17 protein-coding genes and 3 pseudogenes are annotated in these 18,169 nt (G+C 57.2%); 8 read left to right on the top strand and 12 right to left on the bottom strand.

Annotation, left to right across the window (positions count from 1 at the left end):
* From AACY31_RS24115 to AACY31_RS24130, 4 genes and pseudogenes are all read right to left on the bottom strand, one after another.
* Window positions 1-164, bottom strand: a pseudogene (locus tag AACY31_RS24115) (IS5/IS1182 family transposase); the annotation flags it as partial.
* Between the two features lie 415 nt (window positions 165-579).
* The gene (locus tag AACY31_RS24120; RefSeq protein ID WP_339493141.1) at window positions 580-1,005 is read right to left on the bottom strand and encodes an LIC_13387 family protein; all 426 of its coding nucleotides are present in this window, start codon (window positions 1,003-1,005) and stop codon (window positions 580-582) included.
* 11 nt (window positions 1,006-1,016) lie between these two features.
* The gene (locus AACY31_RS24125; protein ID WP_339493142.1) at window positions 1,017-1,535 is read right to left on the bottom strand and encodes a thioesterase family protein; all 519 of its coding nucleotides are present in this window, start codon (window positions 1,533-1,535) and stop codon (window positions 1,017-1,019) included.
* On the bottom strand, window positions 1,532-2,086 hold the full coding sequence (locus AACY31_RS24130; protein WP_339493143.1) for a winged helix-turn-helix transcriptional regulator: 555 nt from the start codon (window positions 2,084-2,086) through the stop codon (window positions 1,532-1,534). Before AACY31_RS24130 ends, AACY31_RS24125 begins: the two co-directional genes overlap by 4 nt.
* A gap of 360 nt (window positions 2,087-2,446) precedes the next feature.
* Between AACY31_RS24130 and AACY31_RS24135 the strand changes: the two are divergent.
* Window positions 2,447-3,820, top strand: a pseudogene (locus AACY31_RS24135) (transposase).
* 261 nt (window positions 3,821-4,081) lie between these two features.
* Here the strand turns inward: AACY31_RS24135 and AACY31_RS24140 are convergent.
* Window positions 4,082-4,537, bottom strand: coding sequence for a GNAT family N-acetyltransferase (locus AACY31_RS24140; protein ID WP_339493144.1), 456 nt, complete (start codon window positions 4,535-4,537; stop codon window positions 4,082-4,084).
* Between the two features lie 212 nt (window positions 4,538-4,749).
* Here AACY31_RS24140 and AACY31_RS24145 point away from each other — a divergent pair, with 212 nt between their 5' ends.
* From AACY31_RS24145 to AACY31_RS24155, 3 genes are all read left to right on the top strand, one after another.
* Window positions 4,750-5,364 (top strand): alpha/beta fold hydrolase, encoded by a 615-nt coding sequence (locus AACY31_RS24145; protein ID WP_339482289.1) that lies wholly within the window; start codon window positions 4,750-4,752, stop codon window positions 5,362-5,364.
* An 89-nt stretch (window positions 5,365-5,453) separates the two neighbouring features.
* The gene (locus AACY31_RS24150; protein WP_339482290.1) at window positions 5,454-6,077 is read left to right on the top strand and encodes an SMI1/KNR4 family protein; all 624 of its coding nucleotides are present in this window, start codon (window positions 5,454-5,456) and stop codon (window positions 6,075-6,077) included.
* 495 nt (window positions 6,078-6,572) lie between these two features.
* Window positions 6,573-7,370, top strand: a complete 798-nt coding sequence (locus AACY31_RS24155) for a potassium channel family protein (protein ID WP_339482291.1) — start codon at window positions 6,573-6,575, stop codon at window positions 7,368-7,370.
* A gap of 276 nt (window positions 7,371-7,646) precedes the next feature.
* On the opposite strand, the gene AACY31_RS24160 is transcribed toward AACY31_RS24155, so the two are convergent.
* The gene (locus AACY31_RS24160) at window positions 7,647-8,186 is read right to left on the bottom strand and encodes an NADPH-dependent FMN reductase (protein ID WP_339482292.1); all 540 of its coding nucleotides are present in this window, start codon (window positions 8,184-8,186) and stop codon (window positions 7,647-7,649) included.
* 277 nt (window positions 8,187-8,463) lie between these two features.
* Between AACY31_RS24160 and AACY31_RS24165 the strand changes: the two are divergent.
* Both AACY31_RS24165 and fabV read left to right on the top strand, forming a co-directional pair.
* A pseudogene (locus AACY31_RS24165) lies at window positions 8,464-8,628 on the top strand (integrase); the annotation flags it as partial.
* Window positions 8,629-8,841: 213 nt separating this feature from the next.
* Window positions 8,842-10,038 carry an enoyl-ACP reductase FabV gene (gene fabV, locus AACY31_RS24170; protein ID WP_053180817.1) on the top strand — a complete coding sequence of 399 codons (1,197 nt, stop codon included), beginning with the start codon at window positions 8,842-8,844 and terminating at the stop codon, window positions 10,036-10,038.
* Between the two features lie 82 nt (window positions 10,039-10,120).
* On the opposite strand, the gene AACY31_RS24175 is transcribed toward fabV, so the two are convergent.
* Window positions 10,121-10,747, bottom strand: coding sequence for a TetR/AcrR family transcriptional regulator (locus AACY31_RS24175; RefSeq protein WP_339482293.1), 627 nt, complete (start codon window positions 10,745-10,747; stop codon window positions 10,121-10,123).
* Between the two features lie 128 nt (window positions 10,748-10,875).
* Between AACY31_RS24175 and AACY31_RS24180 the strand changes: the two genes are divergently transcribed.
* Window positions 10,876-12,093: an MFS transporter gene (locus AACY31_RS24180; protein ID WP_339482294.1), complete on the top strand. Its 1,218-nt coding sequence runs from the start codon at window positions 10,876-10,878 to the stop codon at window positions 12,091-12,093.
* 305 nt (window positions 12,094-12,398) lie between these two features.
* Here AACY31_RS24180 and AACY31_RS24185 read toward each other — a convergent pair whose 3' ends face one another.
* Window positions 12,399-13,679 (bottom strand): HAD family hydrolase, encoded by a 1,281-nt coding sequence (locus AACY31_RS24185; protein WP_339505178.1) that lies wholly within the window; start codon window positions 13,677-13,679, stop codon window positions 12,399-12,401.
* A 252-nt stretch (window positions 13,680-13,931) separates the two neighbouring features.
* Between AACY31_RS24185 and AACY31_RS24190 the strand changes: the two genes are divergently transcribed.
* A complete protein-coding gene (locus tag AACY31_RS24190) occupies window positions 13,932-14,702 on the top strand; it encodes a DeoR/GlpR family DNA-binding transcription regulator (protein WP_018613693.1) in 771 nt (256 codons plus the stop codon).
* Window positions 14,703-14,936: 234 nt separating this feature from the next.
* On the opposite strand, the gene AACY31_RS24195 is transcribed toward AACY31_RS24190, so the two are convergent.
* From AACY31_RS24195 to AACY31_RS24210, 4 genes are all read right to left on the bottom strand, one after another.
* On the bottom strand, window positions 14,937-15,623 hold the full coding sequence (locus AACY31_RS24195; protein ID WP_339482300.1) for an HD domain-containing protein: 687 nt from the start codon (window positions 15,621-15,623) through the stop codon (window positions 14,937-14,939).
* 60 nt (window positions 15,624-15,683) lie between these two features.
* Window positions 15,684-16,265, bottom strand: a complete 582-nt coding sequence (locus AACY31_RS24200) for an AAA family ATPase (RefSeq protein ID WP_339482301.1) — start codon at window positions 16,263-16,265, stop codon at window positions 15,684-15,686.
* Window positions 16,266-16,406: 141 nt separating this feature from the next.
* Entirely contained in the window at window positions 16,407-16,976 is a 570-nt protein-coding gene (locus AACY31_RS24205) for a DJ-1/PfpI family protein (protein ID WP_339482303.1), read from the bottom strand.
* Window positions 16,977-17,051: 75 nt separating this feature from the next.
* Complete coding sequence (locus AACY31_RS24210) at window positions 17,052-18,107, bottom strand: alpha/beta hydrolase family protein (protein WP_339482308.1); 1,056 nt, start codon at window positions 18,105-18,107, stop codon at window positions 17,052-17,054.
* Between the last annotated feature and the right edge of the window lie 62 nt (window positions 18,108-18,169).

Here is an 18,169-nt window from a genome sequence, read left to right on the forward strand (position 1 = left end):
GGATAGGCCGGACGACCGCCTTCGCCCTTTGGATAGTGCGGCTCGATCAGGGCGATCAAGCCTTTCCAAGGCACTACCTGATCCATCTCGATCAGGAACAACTCCTTGCGGGTCTGCTTGCGCTTGCTGGCGTACTCGGCATCGGCGAAGGTCATCTGTTTCATCATTGAAAAGCTCGGCGACTGGTGTCCGGTGATTTTGCCAAATCAGGAAGTCTTTTTCAGAGTTTCCCTAATGGCAATGTTCCGTATCCCGGAGGCAGCTCTCGACCGATTCTGTTGAAAAAGTCGGTTCTTCCAGATCGCTTGCATACTGACCGCTGAAAATGCCTTTTTTGCGCGCCGCTACGCGAAATCAGAGCCTGGAATCCTCTGTTCAATGCAAAGATTTTAATCTCACGCGCGTACTTTTCTGCCGTGGAAACCATGGCCGACTTTTTCAACACAATCGACCCAAAGCAGGCATTCCTCATGTAGCCGTAGAGTCCAGCAGGCGCACCAGAACCAGCCAGAAACGCAATGTCATCGAATTGCTGGGCGGAGCCAAGAAGGGTATTTGCATGCACTGAGCACCGTCGCCTCACGCAAAAAGGTGAATATTCGCGAGGATAAATCCGACGACATAGGACAGGAATGCCACCGAGATACCTTGCAAGGGGCGGATGAACCAGTACAGTTTCGCCATCACAAGGTAGGCACCAAGCACGATCAAACCTGTGAATCCGAGGAAATAAGAATGAAAGAGCAGCATCGGCTGCTGAAGTGCCAGATATCCAAAAATCACTCCGAACAAAATTGCACCCAGACTGTGGCTCGCGTTGAAGCCGATCCATGCGTTCCACACGCTTGTTTGGCGGCTGATGACGGGGGAGGTCGTTTTAAGTCGTGCTAGTAAGTCGGTGTCACGCGGATGGAGTTTGTCGCCAAAGTAGGTGTAGGCCAGATGCACCAGGCCTAACAACATGATGATTCCTGCACTGATCGTTATGAGTATTTGCGCAAGCATGGCGGTTCCTACTAAATGTTCATCAGGCGTTCGGTTTCGACCCACGCGGATATCGACGCGGGAAATTCAGGCGAGGCCGGATTGAGACCCATCGCATTGCGTACGTCCGCGCTGCTCACGAAACCTTCTCTGCCGACAATCGCGCCTTTGCTGTGGCCGTGTGCCATTATCCTGCCATCCTGCAGAAACTCGAACGCCATGTAGTTCCAACGCGCGTCCCAGCATTTCATCGAAAAGCGTAAGGTATAAACCGCGAACGGCTTCAGGGCGCGACGGTACGAAATGATGCTACCGCCCAGCATGGGGCGCCATCTCTTGCGTAGCGCGACCTCGATGAATCCGGCGCGGGTGAAGTATTCGATCAGGGCCAGGTCAGTGATCGTCATGTAGCGACCGTTGTTCATGTGGCCGTTGATGTCGAGGTCATTTGGCCAGACGCGCATGACCAGCTCGATGGTTTCACCCATCTGGATCGGCGATTTAAAACGTGCTCGTAGCCAGGTCCAGAACAGCCGAAAGTAAAGACTCATGCTGATTTCTCTTTCTTCGATTTTTTTGGCGCAGCTATCGGCCGCGGTTCGATGCGTCGCTGTTTTTCGTAGGCGGCGACTAATGGGGCAATCCGTGGATCGGTACTGCCGGGGCCCGGAACCCAGTCAAGGTCGCGCAGGGTTAGCGCTTTGCCAGACCGATTGCGAGGTCGCATAGGCTCGAGCACTTCGCCCGACTCGCGCTCGACGATCTGGATCGGAATCGAATCGGGAGTTTGTAGCCAGCGGTCGCCCCACTGTAGCAATGCGATTAGGACGGGCAGGAGATCTCGTCCCTTTTCGGTTAGATGGTAGGCCTTGCGAAGCGCATCGTCGCGTACCGGCGCCTGCACCAGAATATCGGCGGCAATCATTGCATTCAGGCGCGTGGTCAGGATGTTGCGTGCGATGCCGAGGTGCAACGCAAACTCGTCGAAACGGCGCGTGCCGAATACGACTTCGCGAATCAGGAGGAGTGTCCAGCGATCGCCCAGAACCTCAAGAGCGCGGGCGGCAGAACAGAGGGACTCGTTGACTCTCAGGCGTGGCATAGGACTTCAACTGCAAGAAATGTAGTCTCGACTCTATGTTTTTTAGTTTTATTAAGCAACTATTTTAGTTTCTTAACAGAACTTAATCTGTGTTTTCCGCAATTCTTTTAAGGCCACCATGCAGGTAGAGAATGGGAGTGCCAAAGCCTTGGGAAAACCTGTTCGGCCTTGCATCCGTGAGGGATAGTCACGGTGGTGAATGGACCAAACGAGCGTTGAGACAATCAGTCGCATCAGTGCGAATGGCGGCTTTTGAACTCATGACCGAGCGTCCGGTCCTGGCCGATTCTGTTGAAAAAGTAGCTCCCCTGGCTGGCCTCCGGCAAAATCTGCGCATTGGCCAGCAGGGAAGCACGCAGCATGATGGGACAGTTATCGAGTGGGCAGGAGCGGCTGTTTTACGCGTTCAACCTTGAAGATCACATTCCAGCCAATCATCTTCTGCGCAGCATTGATCGGTGTCTTGATCTGAGCGACCTGCGCCATTACCTCGCCGATTTCTATAGCCCGATTGGGTGTCCGTCGATTGATCCAGAACTGATGATCCGTATGCTGATCGTCGGCTACTGCTATGGCATCCGCTCCGAACGGCGGTTGTGCGAAGAGGCCCATTTGAACCTGGCGTATCGCTGGTTCTGCCGGTTGAGCCTTGAAGATGAAGTCCCCAACCACTCGACCTTTTCCAAAAATCGACACGGCCGTTTTCGGGACAGCGATCTCTTTCGCTGGCTGTTCAATGAAGTGCTGCGTCGTTGCATGGACGCAGGCTTGGTCAAAGGTGAAGGTTTTGCCGTGGACGCCAGCATCATCAAAGCGGATGCCAGCCGGCAGCGCGGTGTACCGGGCGATGAACAGGTCAACTGGAGTGATCCGGCCCTGAGCACCCGAGCCGTGCGTGAGTATCTTGAAGCACTCGATGAAGAGGCTCTGGCCGAAACGCTACCCAAGCGCCTATCGCTGACTGATCCTCAAGCCCGCTGGACCGCAGCTTCAGGTGGCCCAGCGTTCTACGCTTACTCCACGAATTATCTGATCGATACCGAGCACGGCGTGATCATGGATGTGGAATCCACACCGGCTCATCGAACCGCAGAAGTCGAGAGCACCAAGACGATGATCGATCGGGTCGAAGCGCAGTTCGACATCAAGCCGGAGCGCCTCATTGGCGACACCGCTTACGGTACCGCGCCGATGCTGGCCTGGATGGTGGAGGAAAAAGACATCGAGCCGCATGTGCCGGTGTGGGACAAAACCGAGCGCAAGAACGACAGTTTTTCGAGCAACGATTTCCACTGGAATGAAGAGGCTGAGGAATACTGCTGCCCGGCCGGCAATGCATTGCGCAGTGAATGGCGAACCTTCAAGAACGAGCGTTCGCACGTCACCAAAGCCAACACCATCATCTTCCGATCCCGGCAGACCGACTGCGCTGCCTGTCCGATGAAAGCCAAGTGCTGTCCGAATACTGCGTTCCGCAAGATCGCTCGCAGCGTCCATGAAGCCGCGCGCGATGTGGCTCGGCGCATTGCAGCAACGCCGGCATATTAGCGCTCTCGCCACGAACGTAAAAAGGTCGAGATGTTGTTTGCCCACCTCAAGCGCATCCTGAAATTGGATCGCCTGCGGCTACGTGGCATGAGTGGCGCGACGGATGAATTCACGCTGGCCGCTGCGGTGCAGAACCTGCGACGGCTGGCCAAATTTGCCTCTCAAGGGCCACCTATCACGGGATAGGTGCGCCTGCACGAAGCAAAAAACCTCAAACTAACCCAATAACCGAGCAGCAAAGGTCAACGAAGGGCCGAGAAACCACTCAATGTGGTGAGTCGGTTCTTCGGTGGTGGCCGTGCCTGAGTTCAGGCGATCTGAAAATCCGACTTTTCAACAAAATCGGCCGATTTCAGTCTGTCTCGAAGGGCAGCAGCCGACCCCTTACGGATTATCAGCGTCATCAATATCGTGGTCTGTCCCCGATGCCGATGGATCGCCGCAGTGCTACAGGTCCAAGATTTTCGTCATGATGATCGTGCGCTCCGATTTGTGAAACTCATCCCTGACTTTTATAAAGCCAAGCGAAGCATAAAAGCCTTCTGCGGTGATTGAAGAGGGAACCCGTAGCAGGTTCAGACCTGCGTTTATGGCGATCGATTGAAGCCTCTCCATCAGGTGTCTCCCGAGACCCTGCCCTTGATAGCTCGGCTCGACAAACACGCTTCGGACAACGTCCTGATCAAGACTCGCCGTTGCAACAATATGATTGTCGACTATTGCTACGAGTACCTGACGTTGAGCCAACAATTGAAGAATTGCCAAGGGAGAAAAATTTTGCGCCACTTGATCGATAATTTCGGATGAGTAGTCTTGGGCATTGGACTGGCGCAGAGCATTGATGATCGTTTGACTGATGGCCGGGGCATCGGCAGCCATAGCGTTTCGAATCAGGTAACCCATCAAGGTAATTCCTTGCGCATAATGGCTGAGCATAGAAGGATTCGGCCTCACTGACCAAAACGAAAGGCGCAATGGCTGCTGTCTTCCACGATCTCTCTTTCACGAAGGGCAGCTATGGATGACAGCTCTCGTTTCGATGCGCTCATCGAACCTGGCGGTATCTCTTTTGCATTCTTGCTGACCCTTTCAAATCCACCCTCAAGGACGAACCCGTGACCGCATCCCCCGTCAAACTCATCTTCCTGCCCGGCGCCTCGGGCAACACCCAGTTCTGGCATCCGGTCGCTGAGCGCTTGGCCCACCCGGCGCAGCAAGTTCATACCGGCTGGCCCGGTTTTGGAGACACACCGCCCGTGCCTGGCGTGACCGGCATGAGTGACCTAGTGGCGCGTGTGCTGGCCGAGATCGACCGGCCCACAGCGCTGGTGGCGCAATCCATGGGCGGTATCGTCGCTGTGCTTACAGCGCTTGAACGTCCTGAACTGATCACCCACTTGGTGCTGACCGTCACCTCGGGCGGGGTGGACATGTCGGCGCTGGGCGCGCAGGACTGGCGCCCGGATTTTGCGGCGGCCAACTCGACGCTGCCGAGTTGGTTTCTCGACGACCGCACCGACCTCACGTCCCGCTTGGTCGAGTTGCGCATGCCGGTCCTGCTGCTCTGGGGCGACGCTGATCCGATCAGCCCCGTTCGCGTCGGCCAGTACCTTGCCCAACTGTTGCCCCGCGCTGAACTGCACGTTTTTTCTGGTGCCGATCACAGCCTGGGCTTTACTCACGCAGATGAGGCGGCGAGGCTGATCGAGAGACATCTGGCCAGCAAGTGAGCGGAGCACTTGTTATCGACGTGTCGGACTGATTGTGCGGCGCGGCGTGTTTCAAGACCTTCAGGACCCAATACCTTTTCGAGACATCAATGACTGACTACCGCGGCCTCATCCTCGAAGACACCCGTGAAGGCGCCACCGAGCGTGCCATCACGCAACTGGAAGCCAGCCTGGGGGCTCGCTTGCCGGACGACTATCGCCAATTCCTCAAGACCTGCAACGGCGCCTACGTGGAATACGATGTGCTGGCGACCCTGGCCAATGGCGACGAGGAACTGCTTAGTTTTTCGCTGTACGGGCTGGACCCGGACAAAGCGTATGAATCCAACCCCTTTGAACTGGAGCAACTGCGGGCCCAGCCCGGCTTCCCCGAGACGGGATTGCTGCCGATCGGTCGCGACGGCGGCGCGAGTATCTTGCTGCTGGACCTGCGGGAAGGGCGCCAGGACGTGGCGGTGATGGTGGCAGGCTTGCCCGCTTGGACTGGGCGTCGTCAGCAGGGCGATGAGTACGTGGTGCTGGCGGACTCTTTTAATGGTTACTTGGATTCGCTGCATTTATCGCAAGAGCGGATCGAGGAGCATATCAATCACTTCATGATCAGCCCTGAGAGTATCGAGGCGACGTTGGAGTGGCTGGATAAGGGGAGTCCGGGCTGGCGGGAGCGGTATCGGGAATTGTGGAACGCGAGGGTTGTGGATCGGTTGATTTGAAGGCTGATTGGGTGGGTGGGTGAATTCCGCTTTTCTGGATGTATACAGCAGGCTTCTTTGGGTCGACTCCGTCCTGTCCTGACCGGCAGCAGTCGGCCATTCAAAGGAGCTCCAAGTATTAGCCGACGGCTGGGCCTTCAGTCTCAATGGCAGTGAACACTCCCGACCTTGTTATCCATATGACAACACTGCCCTGGCGGTGAGCTTTTACGGCATCCGCCTCCGTGCTCGAGAATCTCCGCTCCGTTCTGTGACATACCGTGGCTAGAGGAGCTGACTGCCAGCGAAGGGAAGTTGAAAGCAAACAGCAGAGTAAAACCAATAGCCAAACGTTTCATGGGGAGACCTCATAATGCCATCATTGCTGATAAGCCAATAGAGCACGGAATCACACAATGATCCATCGAAATAGTCGCGTCGAGTGGCTAGGGGATTTGGGGAAAAGTCCGCCAGAAGCCATTGCCATGCATATCGCCAACACAGGGAAGCATCACGATGAATATCAGGGAACGTCTTTTTCTTGAGGTCGATGCAACTGCCAGAAACCATGGCATATCAGGTTTCAACCGCTTCATCTGCGTATTGATTATCGGCGCGGTGCTGGTGGCGGTATTGGAAACCGAGCAGTCTGTAGCCGAAACCTACCATCAGATGTTCAGGGCAGTAGAGTGGTTGTTGTTTGGGATTTTTCTGATCGAGTATTGCTTGAGGGTCTACGTTGCTCCAATGAATCCCCTGTTCTCGGGCAAATATGGCCGGCTCAAATACATTTTCAGTGTCTGGTCGATCATTGACCTCATTGCTCTACTACCTTTGCTGCTGATTGTATTCGACGGCACCACCTTCTACTTGCGCTTGGCCAGACTGCTGCGAATTCTCAGGGTGTCGAAGCTTGGGCGTTTCACAAGAGCTTGGACGCTTCTGTGGCAAGCCATCTCCAAGCGCCGTTACGAATTGATGCTGAGTGGCATGGCCGCATTGATGCTGCTTCTGGTCTCCAGCACCTTCCTCTACGTGCTTGAAGCTGCTGAGCAACCGGAAGCCTTTGGCAGCATCCCGAGAGCCTTGTGGTGGAGTGTCGCCACGCTGACAACGGTTGGTTACGGAGACGTCACTCCGATAACTGCTGCCGGTCGCTTTTTCGCCGGTATTACTGCGGTGGCTGGTATTGGGTTGGTCGCCATGCCAACCGGCATATTAGCGGCGGCTTTTAGTGACGCGTTTCAGAACCAGGAAAGCAAGAAGGCTGGAGATGGCATTTTGATTTCGGCGCCGGATCAAGAACGCACCTAGGCAGTACTTGAACATTGGACAAAAACAGGGGATCTACTTATAAGGCCCATCGGAGGCCCATCGGGGACAGATCACGATATTGATGACGCTGATAATCCGTAAGGGGTCGGCTGCTGCCCTTCGAGACAGACTAAAATCGGCCAGGAGCGGTCCCTCGCGGCCGGTTTGCGAAGCCCGCTACCGAGGCTCTATCCGACGTTCGTAGGTATGGAAAATGCAAAGACGTCGATCAAAGGTGACAAATGACGTGGTGCATCATTGCTCCGCCCCTAGGATTTAAGAGGGTGCCGCCACGACATGGAGATGCTCGACGATTGCCTGAAGCGCTTGCCGCAGTATTTCGCCGCTAACGGGATCATTCGCTATGGCGACTGGATCGGTCTGCTTGCCCAATAATTGCAGAGTGACGCAAGCATCGTGGACGAGCGTTGCGGACATCGTTTCCAAGACCAGCTTCAAAGCGGCTTGGGCAGCAGATGCTCTAGGCGAGGTGTTGAAAAGTGCGACTGGCTTTCCGGGAAAATCCAGGCTTCCTACCAGCCAATCCAGCATGTTCTTGAAGGACCCTGGTATCCCGCGAGCGTATTCCGGGCAAGAAATCAGGAGGCCGTCTGCCTGACCCACTCGAGTGCGCAAATCAACGATGCGCTGGGGAAGGTTGACTTCGAGGTCCGGATTAAAGTGGGGTAGTTCGCCAATCTCATCGTAATGTTCGACTACAACGCCCGGCGGCACCAACAGGCCTGCCGCGATGAGTGTGTGCGTATTTGACGACGCAGTGCGTAGGCTGCCAGACAGGGAAAGAAGACGAAGCATCTTGATTGAACCGTGATCGATCGGGTGCGTAGTATCCCATGCCTGGCAGATATCCGGCCCTCTGCCATTTGCGCCGTGACTGATATCCAGGAGAGGCGGCTGCTCCGCGGATCCTAAGGCGACATTCGCTGTAACGATGCGACAGTCAGAAACGGCCAAGTGCGGACTGACACACGGATTCTGTCCATTCGCGCGAACCAATGGGCACTCTGTAACAACCGCTGAACCTAACGACTTTCGTAGAGAGGTTGCCGATGCAGGACACACCAACCATGTAACCCACACGCTACGGAGAACCAAGGTATCGCTAACCTATCGCAGGACGAAGAACCTGAGAGCAGTGCAACTCCTGCTTGGCCGTACGAAGCTTGAATGTACCGTCAGATACCTGGGGATCGAGGTCGATGACGCCCTGGAAAGGGAGGAACAGACGGACGTCTGACTACCCACTACAACGGTCGAGGTTAGACCGTCGCAGTCTCTTGCCAGGCTCGAGGTCGGCCAATGCCCATATGACCAGCAGGAAGGATTTGTTCAAGCATTGCTTGGCGAGGCATCAATCGCTGCCGATCTTTCATCGTGACGCTCCAGCTTTCCAGGCGTCTATAACGTTGTAGCCAAGGTTGGCTCTCATTCTGGAAGAGGGAGAACTTTTATGATCATTAAACCGCGCGTTCGCGGCTTTGTCTGTGTGACTACCCATCCCACTGGTTGCGAAGCCAACGTCAAGAATCAGATCGATTACGTTACTACGAAAGGATTGATCACCGGAGGGCCAAAGAACGTACTCGTGATCGGTGCATCGACTGGATACGGACTTGCTGCGCGGATAACGGCAGCTTTTGGTTGTGGCGCCAGCACTCTCGGTGTGTTTTTCGAACGTGAAGGCGATGAGGGTAAGCTCGGCACTGCCGGCTGGTACAACACTGCGGCCTTTCATACGTTTGCCGAGTCCGACGGCCTCTACGCCAAGAGCATCAACGGCGATGCTTTTTCCGATGAGATCAAACAGAAGACTATCGACGTTATCAAACGCGACTTCGGCAAGGTCGACCTGGTTGTTTACAGTCTTGCCGCACCGCGCCGGACACACCCCAAGACGGGTGAAGTGTTCAGTTCTACCCTCAAGCCGCTCGACAAGGCCGTGACGTTGCGGGGCCTGGATACTGATAAGGAAGTGGTCAAGGACACCACGCTACAACCCGCGACCCAAAGCGAAATCGATGGCACGGTGGCCGTGATGGGCGGCGAAGACTGGCAGATGTGGATAGATGCCCTGCACGAAGCGGGTGTTTTGGCGGATGGGGCGAAAACGACCGCGTTCACGTACCTGGGCGAAAAGCTGACTCATGACATCTACTGGAACGGCTCCATTGGTGCGGCCAAGAAGGACCTGGATCAGAAAGTCCTTGGTATCCGTGAACGGTTGGCTGTTCTGGGGGGCGATGCGCGGGTCTCGGTATTGAAAGCGGTGGTTACTCAGGCAAGTTCAGCTATCCCGATCATGCCGCTGTACCTGTCATTGTTGTTCAAAGTCATGAAAGCGCAGGGCACACACGAGGGGTGTATCGAGCAGGTCTATGCGCTCTACAAAGACAGCTTGTACAGCCATTCTCCAGTGATGGATGAAGAGGGCCGCCTGCGCGCGGACTACAAGGAGCTGGCTCCCGAAGTCCAGGACCGCGTCAAGCAACTTTGGGATCAGGTTAGCAACGATAACCTCTACGAACTGACTGACTTTGCCGGTTACAAAGCGGAGTTTCTGCGTCTCTTCGGTTTCGGGATCGAAGGGGTTGACTACGAGGCTGAGGTAGATCCGGACGTCAAGATCTCCAACCTGTTCCAGGCTTAGGTCGCAAGTATGGATAGCTGCCTCGATGCTCCATGCAGAGGCAGCTGCTGCTCAAGAGGGGGTGTAACAGGATGTCTGCTTTTTAGCTGCTCGGCTCGGTATAGGTAGCAATGTCCCACGTCAGCATTATCTGGGTGATGGCGGCATCAATGACCCCATGTTGCGTGTTATCCCGAGCGAGGATGGAAATACCCTGCAGGAAACTGTCGAACACCGTAGCCATCGCGGGCGCGTGAATATTGCCCGGCAACTGACCGGCGCTGACCCCCCGCTCAACACACGCCAAAATCCCCGCGCGAGTGCGGGCGCGAGATTGGGTCAGGGCTTCGACCACCCGCGCACTCTCTGGGTTGGGCGCGCTCATCACCCCGAGGGCCACCATGCAGCCCTTGGGATGGCCGTCTTCACACTGCATGCGCGCCGACTGGCGCAGCGCGGTCTCGATGGCCTGGCGTGGCGGCAGGTTATCGTCCCACAGGCATTCGGTGACCTGAGCGAAGGTCGTCAGGTAACGCTGCACACACTCATCAAACAAGGCCTCCTTGGAGCCGAACGCCGCGTAAAAGCTCGGTGCGGAAATCCCGCCACCCAGTCCGGCTTTCAACTGAGCGAGGGAAGTTGCGTCGTAACCGTGTTGCCAGAACAGGTGCATGGCCTGTTCCACGGCGTGGTCGCGGTCGAAGGTGCGGGGGCGGCCCATTTGCGCCATTTCACGGCTCCTGTGGATGATGAGATAAATACTAGTCGATACATAAGTCGTTGACAACGTGCGCTGACTGCCCTCAACATTTATATCGATCAGTATTTAAGTCGAAGTCCTCACTCAAGGAATCTCCCGTGACACCCTCAATTACCTTATCGGCAGCGCCCGAGCGCTTGCCCATTGGCGCCTTGCTCGCCCTGGCCATGACCGGCTTCATCTGCATCGTCACCGAAACCCTGCCCGCCGGCTTGTTGCCGCTGATCAGCCAAGGCCTGGCGATTTCCCCCTCCATGGCCGGGCAAATGGTCACCGCCTACGCCCTGGGCTCGGTGCTGGCGGTCATCCCCATGACCATTGCCACCCGCGCCTGGCGCCGTCGCAACGTGCTGCTGCTGACCATAGTCGGTTTCTTGCTGTTCAACTCCATCACCGCGCTGTCATCCCACTATGGCTTGACCTTGGTGGCGCGCTTCTTCGCCGGCGTCGCGGCGGGGCTGGCCTGGAGCTTGCTGGCCGGCTACGCCCGGCGCATGGTCGCGCCCCATCAACAGGGCAAGGCGCTGGCACTGGCCATGGTCGGCACACCGATTGCCCTGTCTTTGGGTGTGCCTCTCGGCACCTGGCTGGGTGGCCTCGCGGGGTGGCGCACTGCCTTCGGCATCATGTCGGGCCTGACCTTGGTGCTGATTGCCTGGGTACTGGTGAAAGTCCCTGACTACTCACCCCAACTCGCGCACCAGCGCATGTCGTTATGCACTGTACTGACCACGCCCGGCGTGCGACCTGTACTGGCGGTGGTGATCAGCTGGATGCTGGCACACAACATTCTCTACACCTACATCGCCCCGTTCGTGGCGCCGGCGGGTTTGGAGGATCAAGTGGATTTGGTGCTGTTGGTGTTTGGTGTTGCGGCGTTGGTGGGGATTTGGGTGACTGCCAAATTGGTTGAGCCTTTGTTGCGCAAGACTGTGTTGGTGAGCCTGGCAGCGTTTGCGGCGGTTTGCGTGGTGCTTGGTTTTTTGGGTCGTGTGCCTGAGGTGATCTACATCGGCGTGGCGGTTTGGGGGTTGAGCTTCGGTGGGGCGGCGACGTTGCTGCAAACGGCACTGGCGGATGCGGCGGGGGATGGGGCGGATGTGGCGTTGTCGTTGAATGTGGTGGCTTGGAATAGCGCGATTGCGGGGAGTGGGGTGGTGGGTGGGGTGTTGCTGGATAGGTGGGGCGTCGCCTCTTTTCCATGGGCAATGGTGCTATTGGCGGGGGCGGGGTTTGCAATTGTCTGGAGCGCTCGGGTTCACGGCTTTAAATCGGGCCCGCGTGCGGCTGGCAGGCCTGCGGTTACGGGGCACTGAACCACATAAAAAAGCGGCTATCTGAGGGGGCGGCCTTAAATCGATAGCGGCTTTTTGATCGATTTCTGACATCTGTAAAGGGGCGTTATCGATCTATAGCTGATGGTCAGCATCGGCAGAAATCGGCCTGTGGGGCGCGCCTCGAAAACTCGGGGCAGCTCACATTTTGACTCGATACTACTTACAGACTCTCTCGGGCCGGCAGTGGTAGCGATTTTCCGACGCAGAATCATCATCCCCGCAGATACAAGGTGAGTTGCACTGCTGCTCGCGGATGGCCGCCGGCCACCCGCGAGCCCGTGCCATCAAGCCAGCAGCTTAAGCTCGTCTTTACCGTATTTGAGCGATTTCTCGTCTGGAATCATCAGGCCGGTGTGCTCGTCGCGCCCCTGTAGGACGAAGCGGGCGTCCGGCTTGCCCAGTTGGGTAGCGGCCTGCTGGCTGTCGGCGCCGATCTCGCCCTTCTTCATGCGGTTGACGATCACCCCCACCGCCGTATCGTTGAAGTCGCGCAGCATCCAGGCATCGCCATCGCTGTCGCCAGCCACCAACACCGGGCCATAGCCCTTCTGTTTAACCAGCACGTTCTTGATGCCGACGGTCTTGCCCGGACCGTAATTGAAGTGCCAGTCAGGCTGATAACGAGTGGTGTACTTGCCGCCTTCCATCGCCATGCGCAGGCCGATCACGTTCTCAGGCGGCACGCCGTATCCGTAATGAGGATTGCCCGCGAACACGCGTACCACATCGTCGATCGAGGCGGTGCTGATATAGACGTCGATGCCGTTGGCGCGCAGCGTGTGCATCAGGCCACGAATCTCCTCATGGATACGAATGCCATGGAAGTGGGTAGCGGCCACCACCCCGGCCCTGCCCGGTAATGTGCGCGAACTCTCGTACTTGACCTTGCGCAGCGCGTCGCCGATGGCGTAGTTGTTGGAAGCCTCGGCCATCGCCTGCAACTCAGCCGTGGTCATGTTCTTGTAGAAATACAGAATCCACTTGTAGCCGATCTCCACCGGGTAACTTTCGCAGATCGCGTCGTACATGAAGTAGAGCTTGGCGAGAAAATCCTTGTACTGCTCGCTGGTCTGGATCTCCTCCAGGCTCTTGTCGCCAGCGAGCCCCTTGTAGTTGGCGTGCAACCAGCGGTAATCCGCTTCCACATCGCTGGCGATGTCTTCCATCTTGACCGGCTTGCCGTCCACCGTGGTGTAGTCCTTCATGAACGCGCCGTTCGGCACGTCCTGACGCACCACAGCAGCGAACTCATCAGGCGTCAGCTTGTACTGCAAATGATTGATCTGGTAGACCAGCAGCGCTTCTTCACAGTCGTTCATGATGCAGGTGTTGTCCCAGTCGAACACCGCGTATGGGCGCTGGTCAGGACGGTAGGACGCGCTTTTGACGCCGTGCTGATTGATCACTGCTTGCAGACGCTTTTGGTTAAGCGGCGACCAGCGCGCTGGGTCCAGTGCACTCGGTGTGGCCGCAGGCGTGGCGGCTTGCGTTATGCGGGATGACAACAACAGCGGAGAGACGACGGAAACGGTGGCGAGGGTGTTCAGAAACTGGCGACGCTGCATGGCATAGCTCCTACTGCTAGACGAGAGGTTGCAACCGAGGCGATGGCGAAAGCGTGTTTCGAAATACGGACGAGGGGAAGAGACCGTCCGGCCACGAGGCTAGCTCCAAATGCACAAAAAAACAATAATGCCTCAATATTACACAAATATGCCGCGCAGAGCGTGTCAGCTCAATGATCCTGGGGCCGAGCCAAACTTGACAGCGACTGACGCCCCTCCACAATGCGTGCTCGAACAGCAGGAACACACGGTATGTGGCAAGAAGAGCGTTACCAGCGGATCCGCGCACTGCTATCGACCTTGCAGCGCGTCACCACCGACCGCATCGTCACGGACCTGAATGTTTCTCGCGAGACAGTGCGGCGCGACCTGGTCGCTCTGGAAGAACAGGGAGAGTTGAAGCGGATACACGGCGGCGCCATCCGCGTTGAGGACGAAGCACCCATTGCCGAGCGGGCGCAAAGCAACGTCAAGTTCAAGCGTGACCTCGCGCGCGCCGCGGTCAGTCTGCTGTCACATGGGCAGACAGTGTTCATCGACGCGGGCACCACCACCGTCATCCTTGCCGAAGAGTTGGCCAAGCTGGGAGGGCTGACCGTGATTACCAACTCGTTCAACGTGGCACTGCAACTGCGCAACCCCGCCGCGTCGGGCGGTCGGCACAACGAGGTGCTCGTACTGGGCGGTTCACTCGACGATCGTGCGCCGGCGACGGTCGGCAGCACCACGGTGGCGGAAATTGCCCGCTATCGGGCCGACCTGGCGCTGTTGTCGCCGGTCGGCATCGACGCCCAGCGCGGTGCCAGCAACTACGACCACCGCGAAGCCGAAGTGGCGCGCGCCATGGCCGACAATGCCGAAGGCGTAGTCATCCTCGCCGATTACAGCAAGATTGGCGTGGAGAGCCGCGTCGCTTTTTGCCCGCCAGAACGCATCGACGTGCTCATCACCAACCACAAGGCCAGTACCGAAGCGGCGTTCGCCGCACTGAACGCCAAGCTCAAACGTATTGTCCTGGTGTAGCGGTGGTTTGGCGGTTGCAACAGGCATTGACGCAGCGTGATGCTCAAGTGCAGGTAACCGGGTAGATCTTGCACGATGCGACTCTCGGCGCGGGCAAACTGACGGTAACTGTATTGGCCGCTAAAAAGAGCAGGAACGAGATAGGAGCGAGTACTTTGAGGGCCTGCTTCTCGAAGCCATGAAGCGAGTGGAGTCAGGGGAGTAAGTTATCCCTTCGCCGCTTGAATCCAGTCCTCAGTCGAGACGGCCGATGGCGCGTGCAAGATTTGCGCGTGCCTGCTGCTCGAATGCGTCGAAGTACGCTGCAGTCGTATAGATCCGCCCGCGCGTCAGGAAGCCTTCAAGGACCTGGCGTCGCTTTTGGCGGTACACCGGCAGAGGCACAAACGGGTACTCGCGGCGAATTTGTTGGTCGTATTCCTCGAACCGTTCGAACGACGCTCCAAGGATCGCCAGATCCGTGTCCACCAATACCGCTTCGTCTGCCGACGCCGGGGCGCCGTCGTGTCGTGTCACCATCACCAGGTCGTAAAGCCTGCGTCGCGTTTCATCGCCCAAGCCGCTATCACGTGCCACGTCGTCCAACCATTGCGCACTGCGTAGCTCGTTGTCGCTGCGAAGCGGGTCGTAGATCGCATCATGGAACCACAGCGCGAGGTCGATTTCGGCGCAGGCCTGGCAGGCCGTGTTGACGACTCGGCGCACGTGAAGGCATTCCTTCAGATGCTGGAGGTTGTGGTAGGCGCGGTGCGGCTCGCAGTAGTGCCGAATGAGTGCTTCGTACGCCTCTTGTGACGGGCAAACAACGCCAAGCTCCGCCCAGACGCGAGCCCAGGCGGCGAAACCCGTGTTATCCGCCGCGTCTAGGTCGCTGTGTGTGCTGGCCGGGGATAGACCGTTCTCTTCTGGCGAACTCGTCATCGTTTCTCCTGCGCTTCAAAATGAAAAAATGAAAAAATGAAGAGGGGAAAGAGGACAAATTTACTTTTGCTTCCATAAAACAAATCTGTGCCCTTTTTCGATTTTTCGCGGCGGTTCTACGCTAGGCGCTTCTCCAACACTCGACAGAAATAGTTTGGTCCGGCGGTTGGACCGCAGATAGATAACGCGACATGTCGATGGGGCCGTTGCTACAAGCTGCTTCATCTTCGCACGCGCTGATTTACGGGTAGTCCACATGAATCTGAAAAACTGCGGGAGGTTCCCTAGCTGCTCTGGGCAATCCTCTGGAAGATCGGGACGTGGGCGGCCTCGCTGGATCAACGTTCTGAGAAGCACACGCCAGAACCGAAGTGCCGATGAGCGATCAATCCATACCAAAAGATCGGCTCGGGCAATACGGTTGTTCCAAGTGGCAGAATGACCACCTTCAAAAATCCATTGATCGCGCGCCTCGACCTCGCGACAAAGCCGTGTCTTTTCGTCTGGGGTTCGCTCGATCCAACCAGGCTGCCAATGAATCGTGTCGATATGAATGACTGGCAGTCCGGTGTGTTTGCCCATTTTCCGAGCCAACGTGCTTTTTCCTGATCCAGGCTGGCCGATAATCATGACACGTTGCACGCAAGCCCCTACTTGTTGAGTATCCTGATAATGCTGGGCAGATGGGCCCCTCATCTAGCCTCCTTTATCAAGTCGATAACATCGCATTTCCGGCCTGGGCGGGCACGTGACTTTGACAGGCGCTCACGTAGGGCGAAGCGCTTACCCATGTTCCGCCGCCAACATCGACCTGAACTGAGCAGTGATCTCTGAAGATAACCCGGCAGCTTCGAACACTGCGCAGGTGAAGCTCACGGGGGCAGGGCCTGGAGCAGTGATGATGCGGTCCGCGACCACCGCGACTGGGCTGCTTCGATAAAACTCATTGCCTTCATAACCCACGGCATTCTTTTGCAAGAAGTCGGCGCTGTTCGAGGTATGAGGAACCGTGTCGAGAAGCCCGGCCCTGGCCAGTGCCAGTGTTCCTCCGCAGATCCCGGCAATAGTCGCGCCACTTGATCGACTCGCCTGAAGAAAATCGCGAATATCGGGCGCTTCTGCACGTTCCCAGACCATTCCACCAATGACGACGACAACGTCCGGTTTCCAGTCCAGGCATTCTTGCAAACGGCTATCAACCGTTATGGTCAATCCACCCTGTGAGCAGAACTGCCCCGTAGCAGGTGCGAAAAACCTGACGTCGATCCCGTAAAAAGGGGACGCAGTTCCAGCGATGAAAGCATATTCCCAGTCCGCAAAACCGGGTGTCAGTATCAATCCTACGCGTGCCATCAGTCAGAATCCTCCATGAATGCCAAATGACTGCCACGGCATTTTCGTTCAGCCGCAGCGAGTCAGTACCACCGGTTACAAACTGCCTTTTTTGTCTGCAGGTGCTTGCGCGAGAAACTCCGCTATCAGCGATGCTATTTGCTGCTGAATCACCCCCCGAGCACGACCGTCATCACCATCTCGACAAATGATCCCGTCCCCCGGCACGTCCTCTTCGAGCATCCCCTCCGCTCCCGGTTTGCACATCGACATGAAGCTGAAATGGCTTGCGTCTTTGATCTCGACATAGCGGCTTGTCGCCGAGGGCAGGCGCTTGGCCAGGTTGGCAGATTCCAACTCGGCGGGAAGCTCTCGCGACGGTACACCGGCAGCGATCACCAGGGCGGGGACAGGCAGCGCGGCCAAGCTTTTATCGGTCATGCCCCGTGAAAGGCCCAGGTCCAATGTCACCACCGCAGTAACGCGTTTATCGCGCCAATCGGCGGCCAGTTCGGCCTTTGATTCAGTGGTGCTGGCAGGGTTCATCTGTTCGTAAACGGTGCAGCTGGCTAGCTGCGGGTGGGTTTTACAGTCTTGGGCGAAGCGCTCTGGGTCGAAGCGAGCGCCGGCGATCTCCAGGGCGGTCCAGCCGCCGAGTGAATGGCCCACGGCGGCAATTCGGCCATTGGCGACCCGGCCAAATTTTTCAGGTTGGGTCGTGACGGCATCGATGGCTCGGCGCAGGTCAACGGGCCGCTGCCATAGCCGCGCCGCTGCTTGCGGGCTGCGGTCATGGGTGGTGCTGCCGGGATGGTTGATGGCGGCGACGATGTAACCCTTCTGGGCCAAAGAACTGGCCAGCCAGATCTGGTTGCTCCAGTTGCCCCGGTATCCGTGGGAGAGCACCACCAATGGATGTTCGCCGGCCGCGGGCGGCGCGTTACGAACGGCCGAAGCGCCGACAAACACCGCGTTATCGGCGATCAGTTGCGCGGTTTCGGTCGTGGCGCTGGGGTACCAAACAACCATCTCCAGTGCGCGGCCATTGTGTGAGTCCGGCAGGGTGGAGGATTGGAAACCGACGGGGTTTTCGTCAGCCAATGCGATGGTCGTCAGGCAAGCCAACAACAGGGCGCCGAAAGCTGTTTTCAATGTCGTTTCTTCCTTGATCAGACGAATGGGGTTGTCGACAAGCACGGGCATTAAAGCTCAGA

Origin of the sequence: Pseudomonas sp. RL_105y_Pfl2_101 (assembly GCF_963970585.1) — a bacterium.
Classification (GTDB): domain Bacteria; phylum Pseudomonadota; class Gammaproteobacteria; order Pseudomonadales; family Pseudomonadaceae; genus Aquipseudomonas.

Excerpts from the sequence above, each read along its gene's own strand:
- AACY31_RS24120 (WP_339493141.1), bottom strand. The coding sequence starts at position 1,005 with ATGCTTGCGCAAATACTCATAACGATCAGTGCAGGAATCATCATGTTG.
- AACY31_RS24125 (WP_339493142.1), bottom strand. The coding sequence starts at position 1,535 with ATGAGTCTTTACTTTCGGCTGTTCTGGACCTGGCTACGAGCACGTTTT.
- AACY31_RS24130 (WP_339493143.1), bottom strand. The coding sequence starts at position 2,086 with ATGCCACGCCTGAGAGTCAACGAGTCCCTCTGTTCTGCCGCCCGCGCT.
- AACY31_RS24140 (WP_339493144.1), bottom strand. The coding sequence starts at position 4,537 with ATGGGTTACCTGATTCGAAACGCTATGGCTGCCGATGCCCCGGCCATC.
- AACY31_RS24150 (WP_339482290.1), top strand. The coding sequence starts at position 5,454 with ATGACTGACTACCGCGGCCTCATCCTCGAAGACACCCGTGAAGGCGCC.
- AACY31_RS24155 (WP_339482291.1), top strand. The coding sequence starts at position 6,573 with ATGAATATCAGGGAACGTCTTTTTCTTGAGGTCGATGCAACTGCCAGA.
- AACY31_RS24160 (WP_339482292.1), bottom strand. The coding sequence starts at position 8,186 with ATGCTTCGTCTTCTTTCCCTGTCTGGCAGCCTACGCACTGCGTCGTCA.
- fabV (WP_053180817.1), top strand. The coding sequence starts at position 8,842 with ATGATCATTAAACCGCGCGTTCGCGGCTTTGTCTGTGTGACTACCCAT.
- AACY31_RS24175 (WP_339482293.1), bottom strand. The coding sequence starts at position 10,747 with ATGGCGCAAATGGGCCGCCCCCGCACCTTCGACCGCGACCACGCCGTG.
- AACY31_RS24185 (WP_339505178.1), bottom strand. The coding sequence starts at position 13,679 with ATGCAGCGTCGCCAGTTTCTGAACACCCTCGCCACCGTTTCCGTCGTC.
- AACY31_RS24190 (WP_018613693.1), top strand. The coding sequence starts at position 13,932 with ATGTGGCAAGAAGAGCGTTACCAGCGGATCCGCGCACTGCTATCGACC.
- AACY31_RS24195 (WP_339482300.1), bottom strand. The coding sequence starts at position 15,623 with ATGACGAGTTCGCCAGAAGAGAACGGTCTATCCCCGGCCAGCACACAC.
- AACY31_RS24205 (WP_339482303.1), bottom strand. The coding sequence starts at position 16,976 with ATGGCACGCGTAGGATTGATACTGACACCCGGTTTTGCGGACTGGGAA.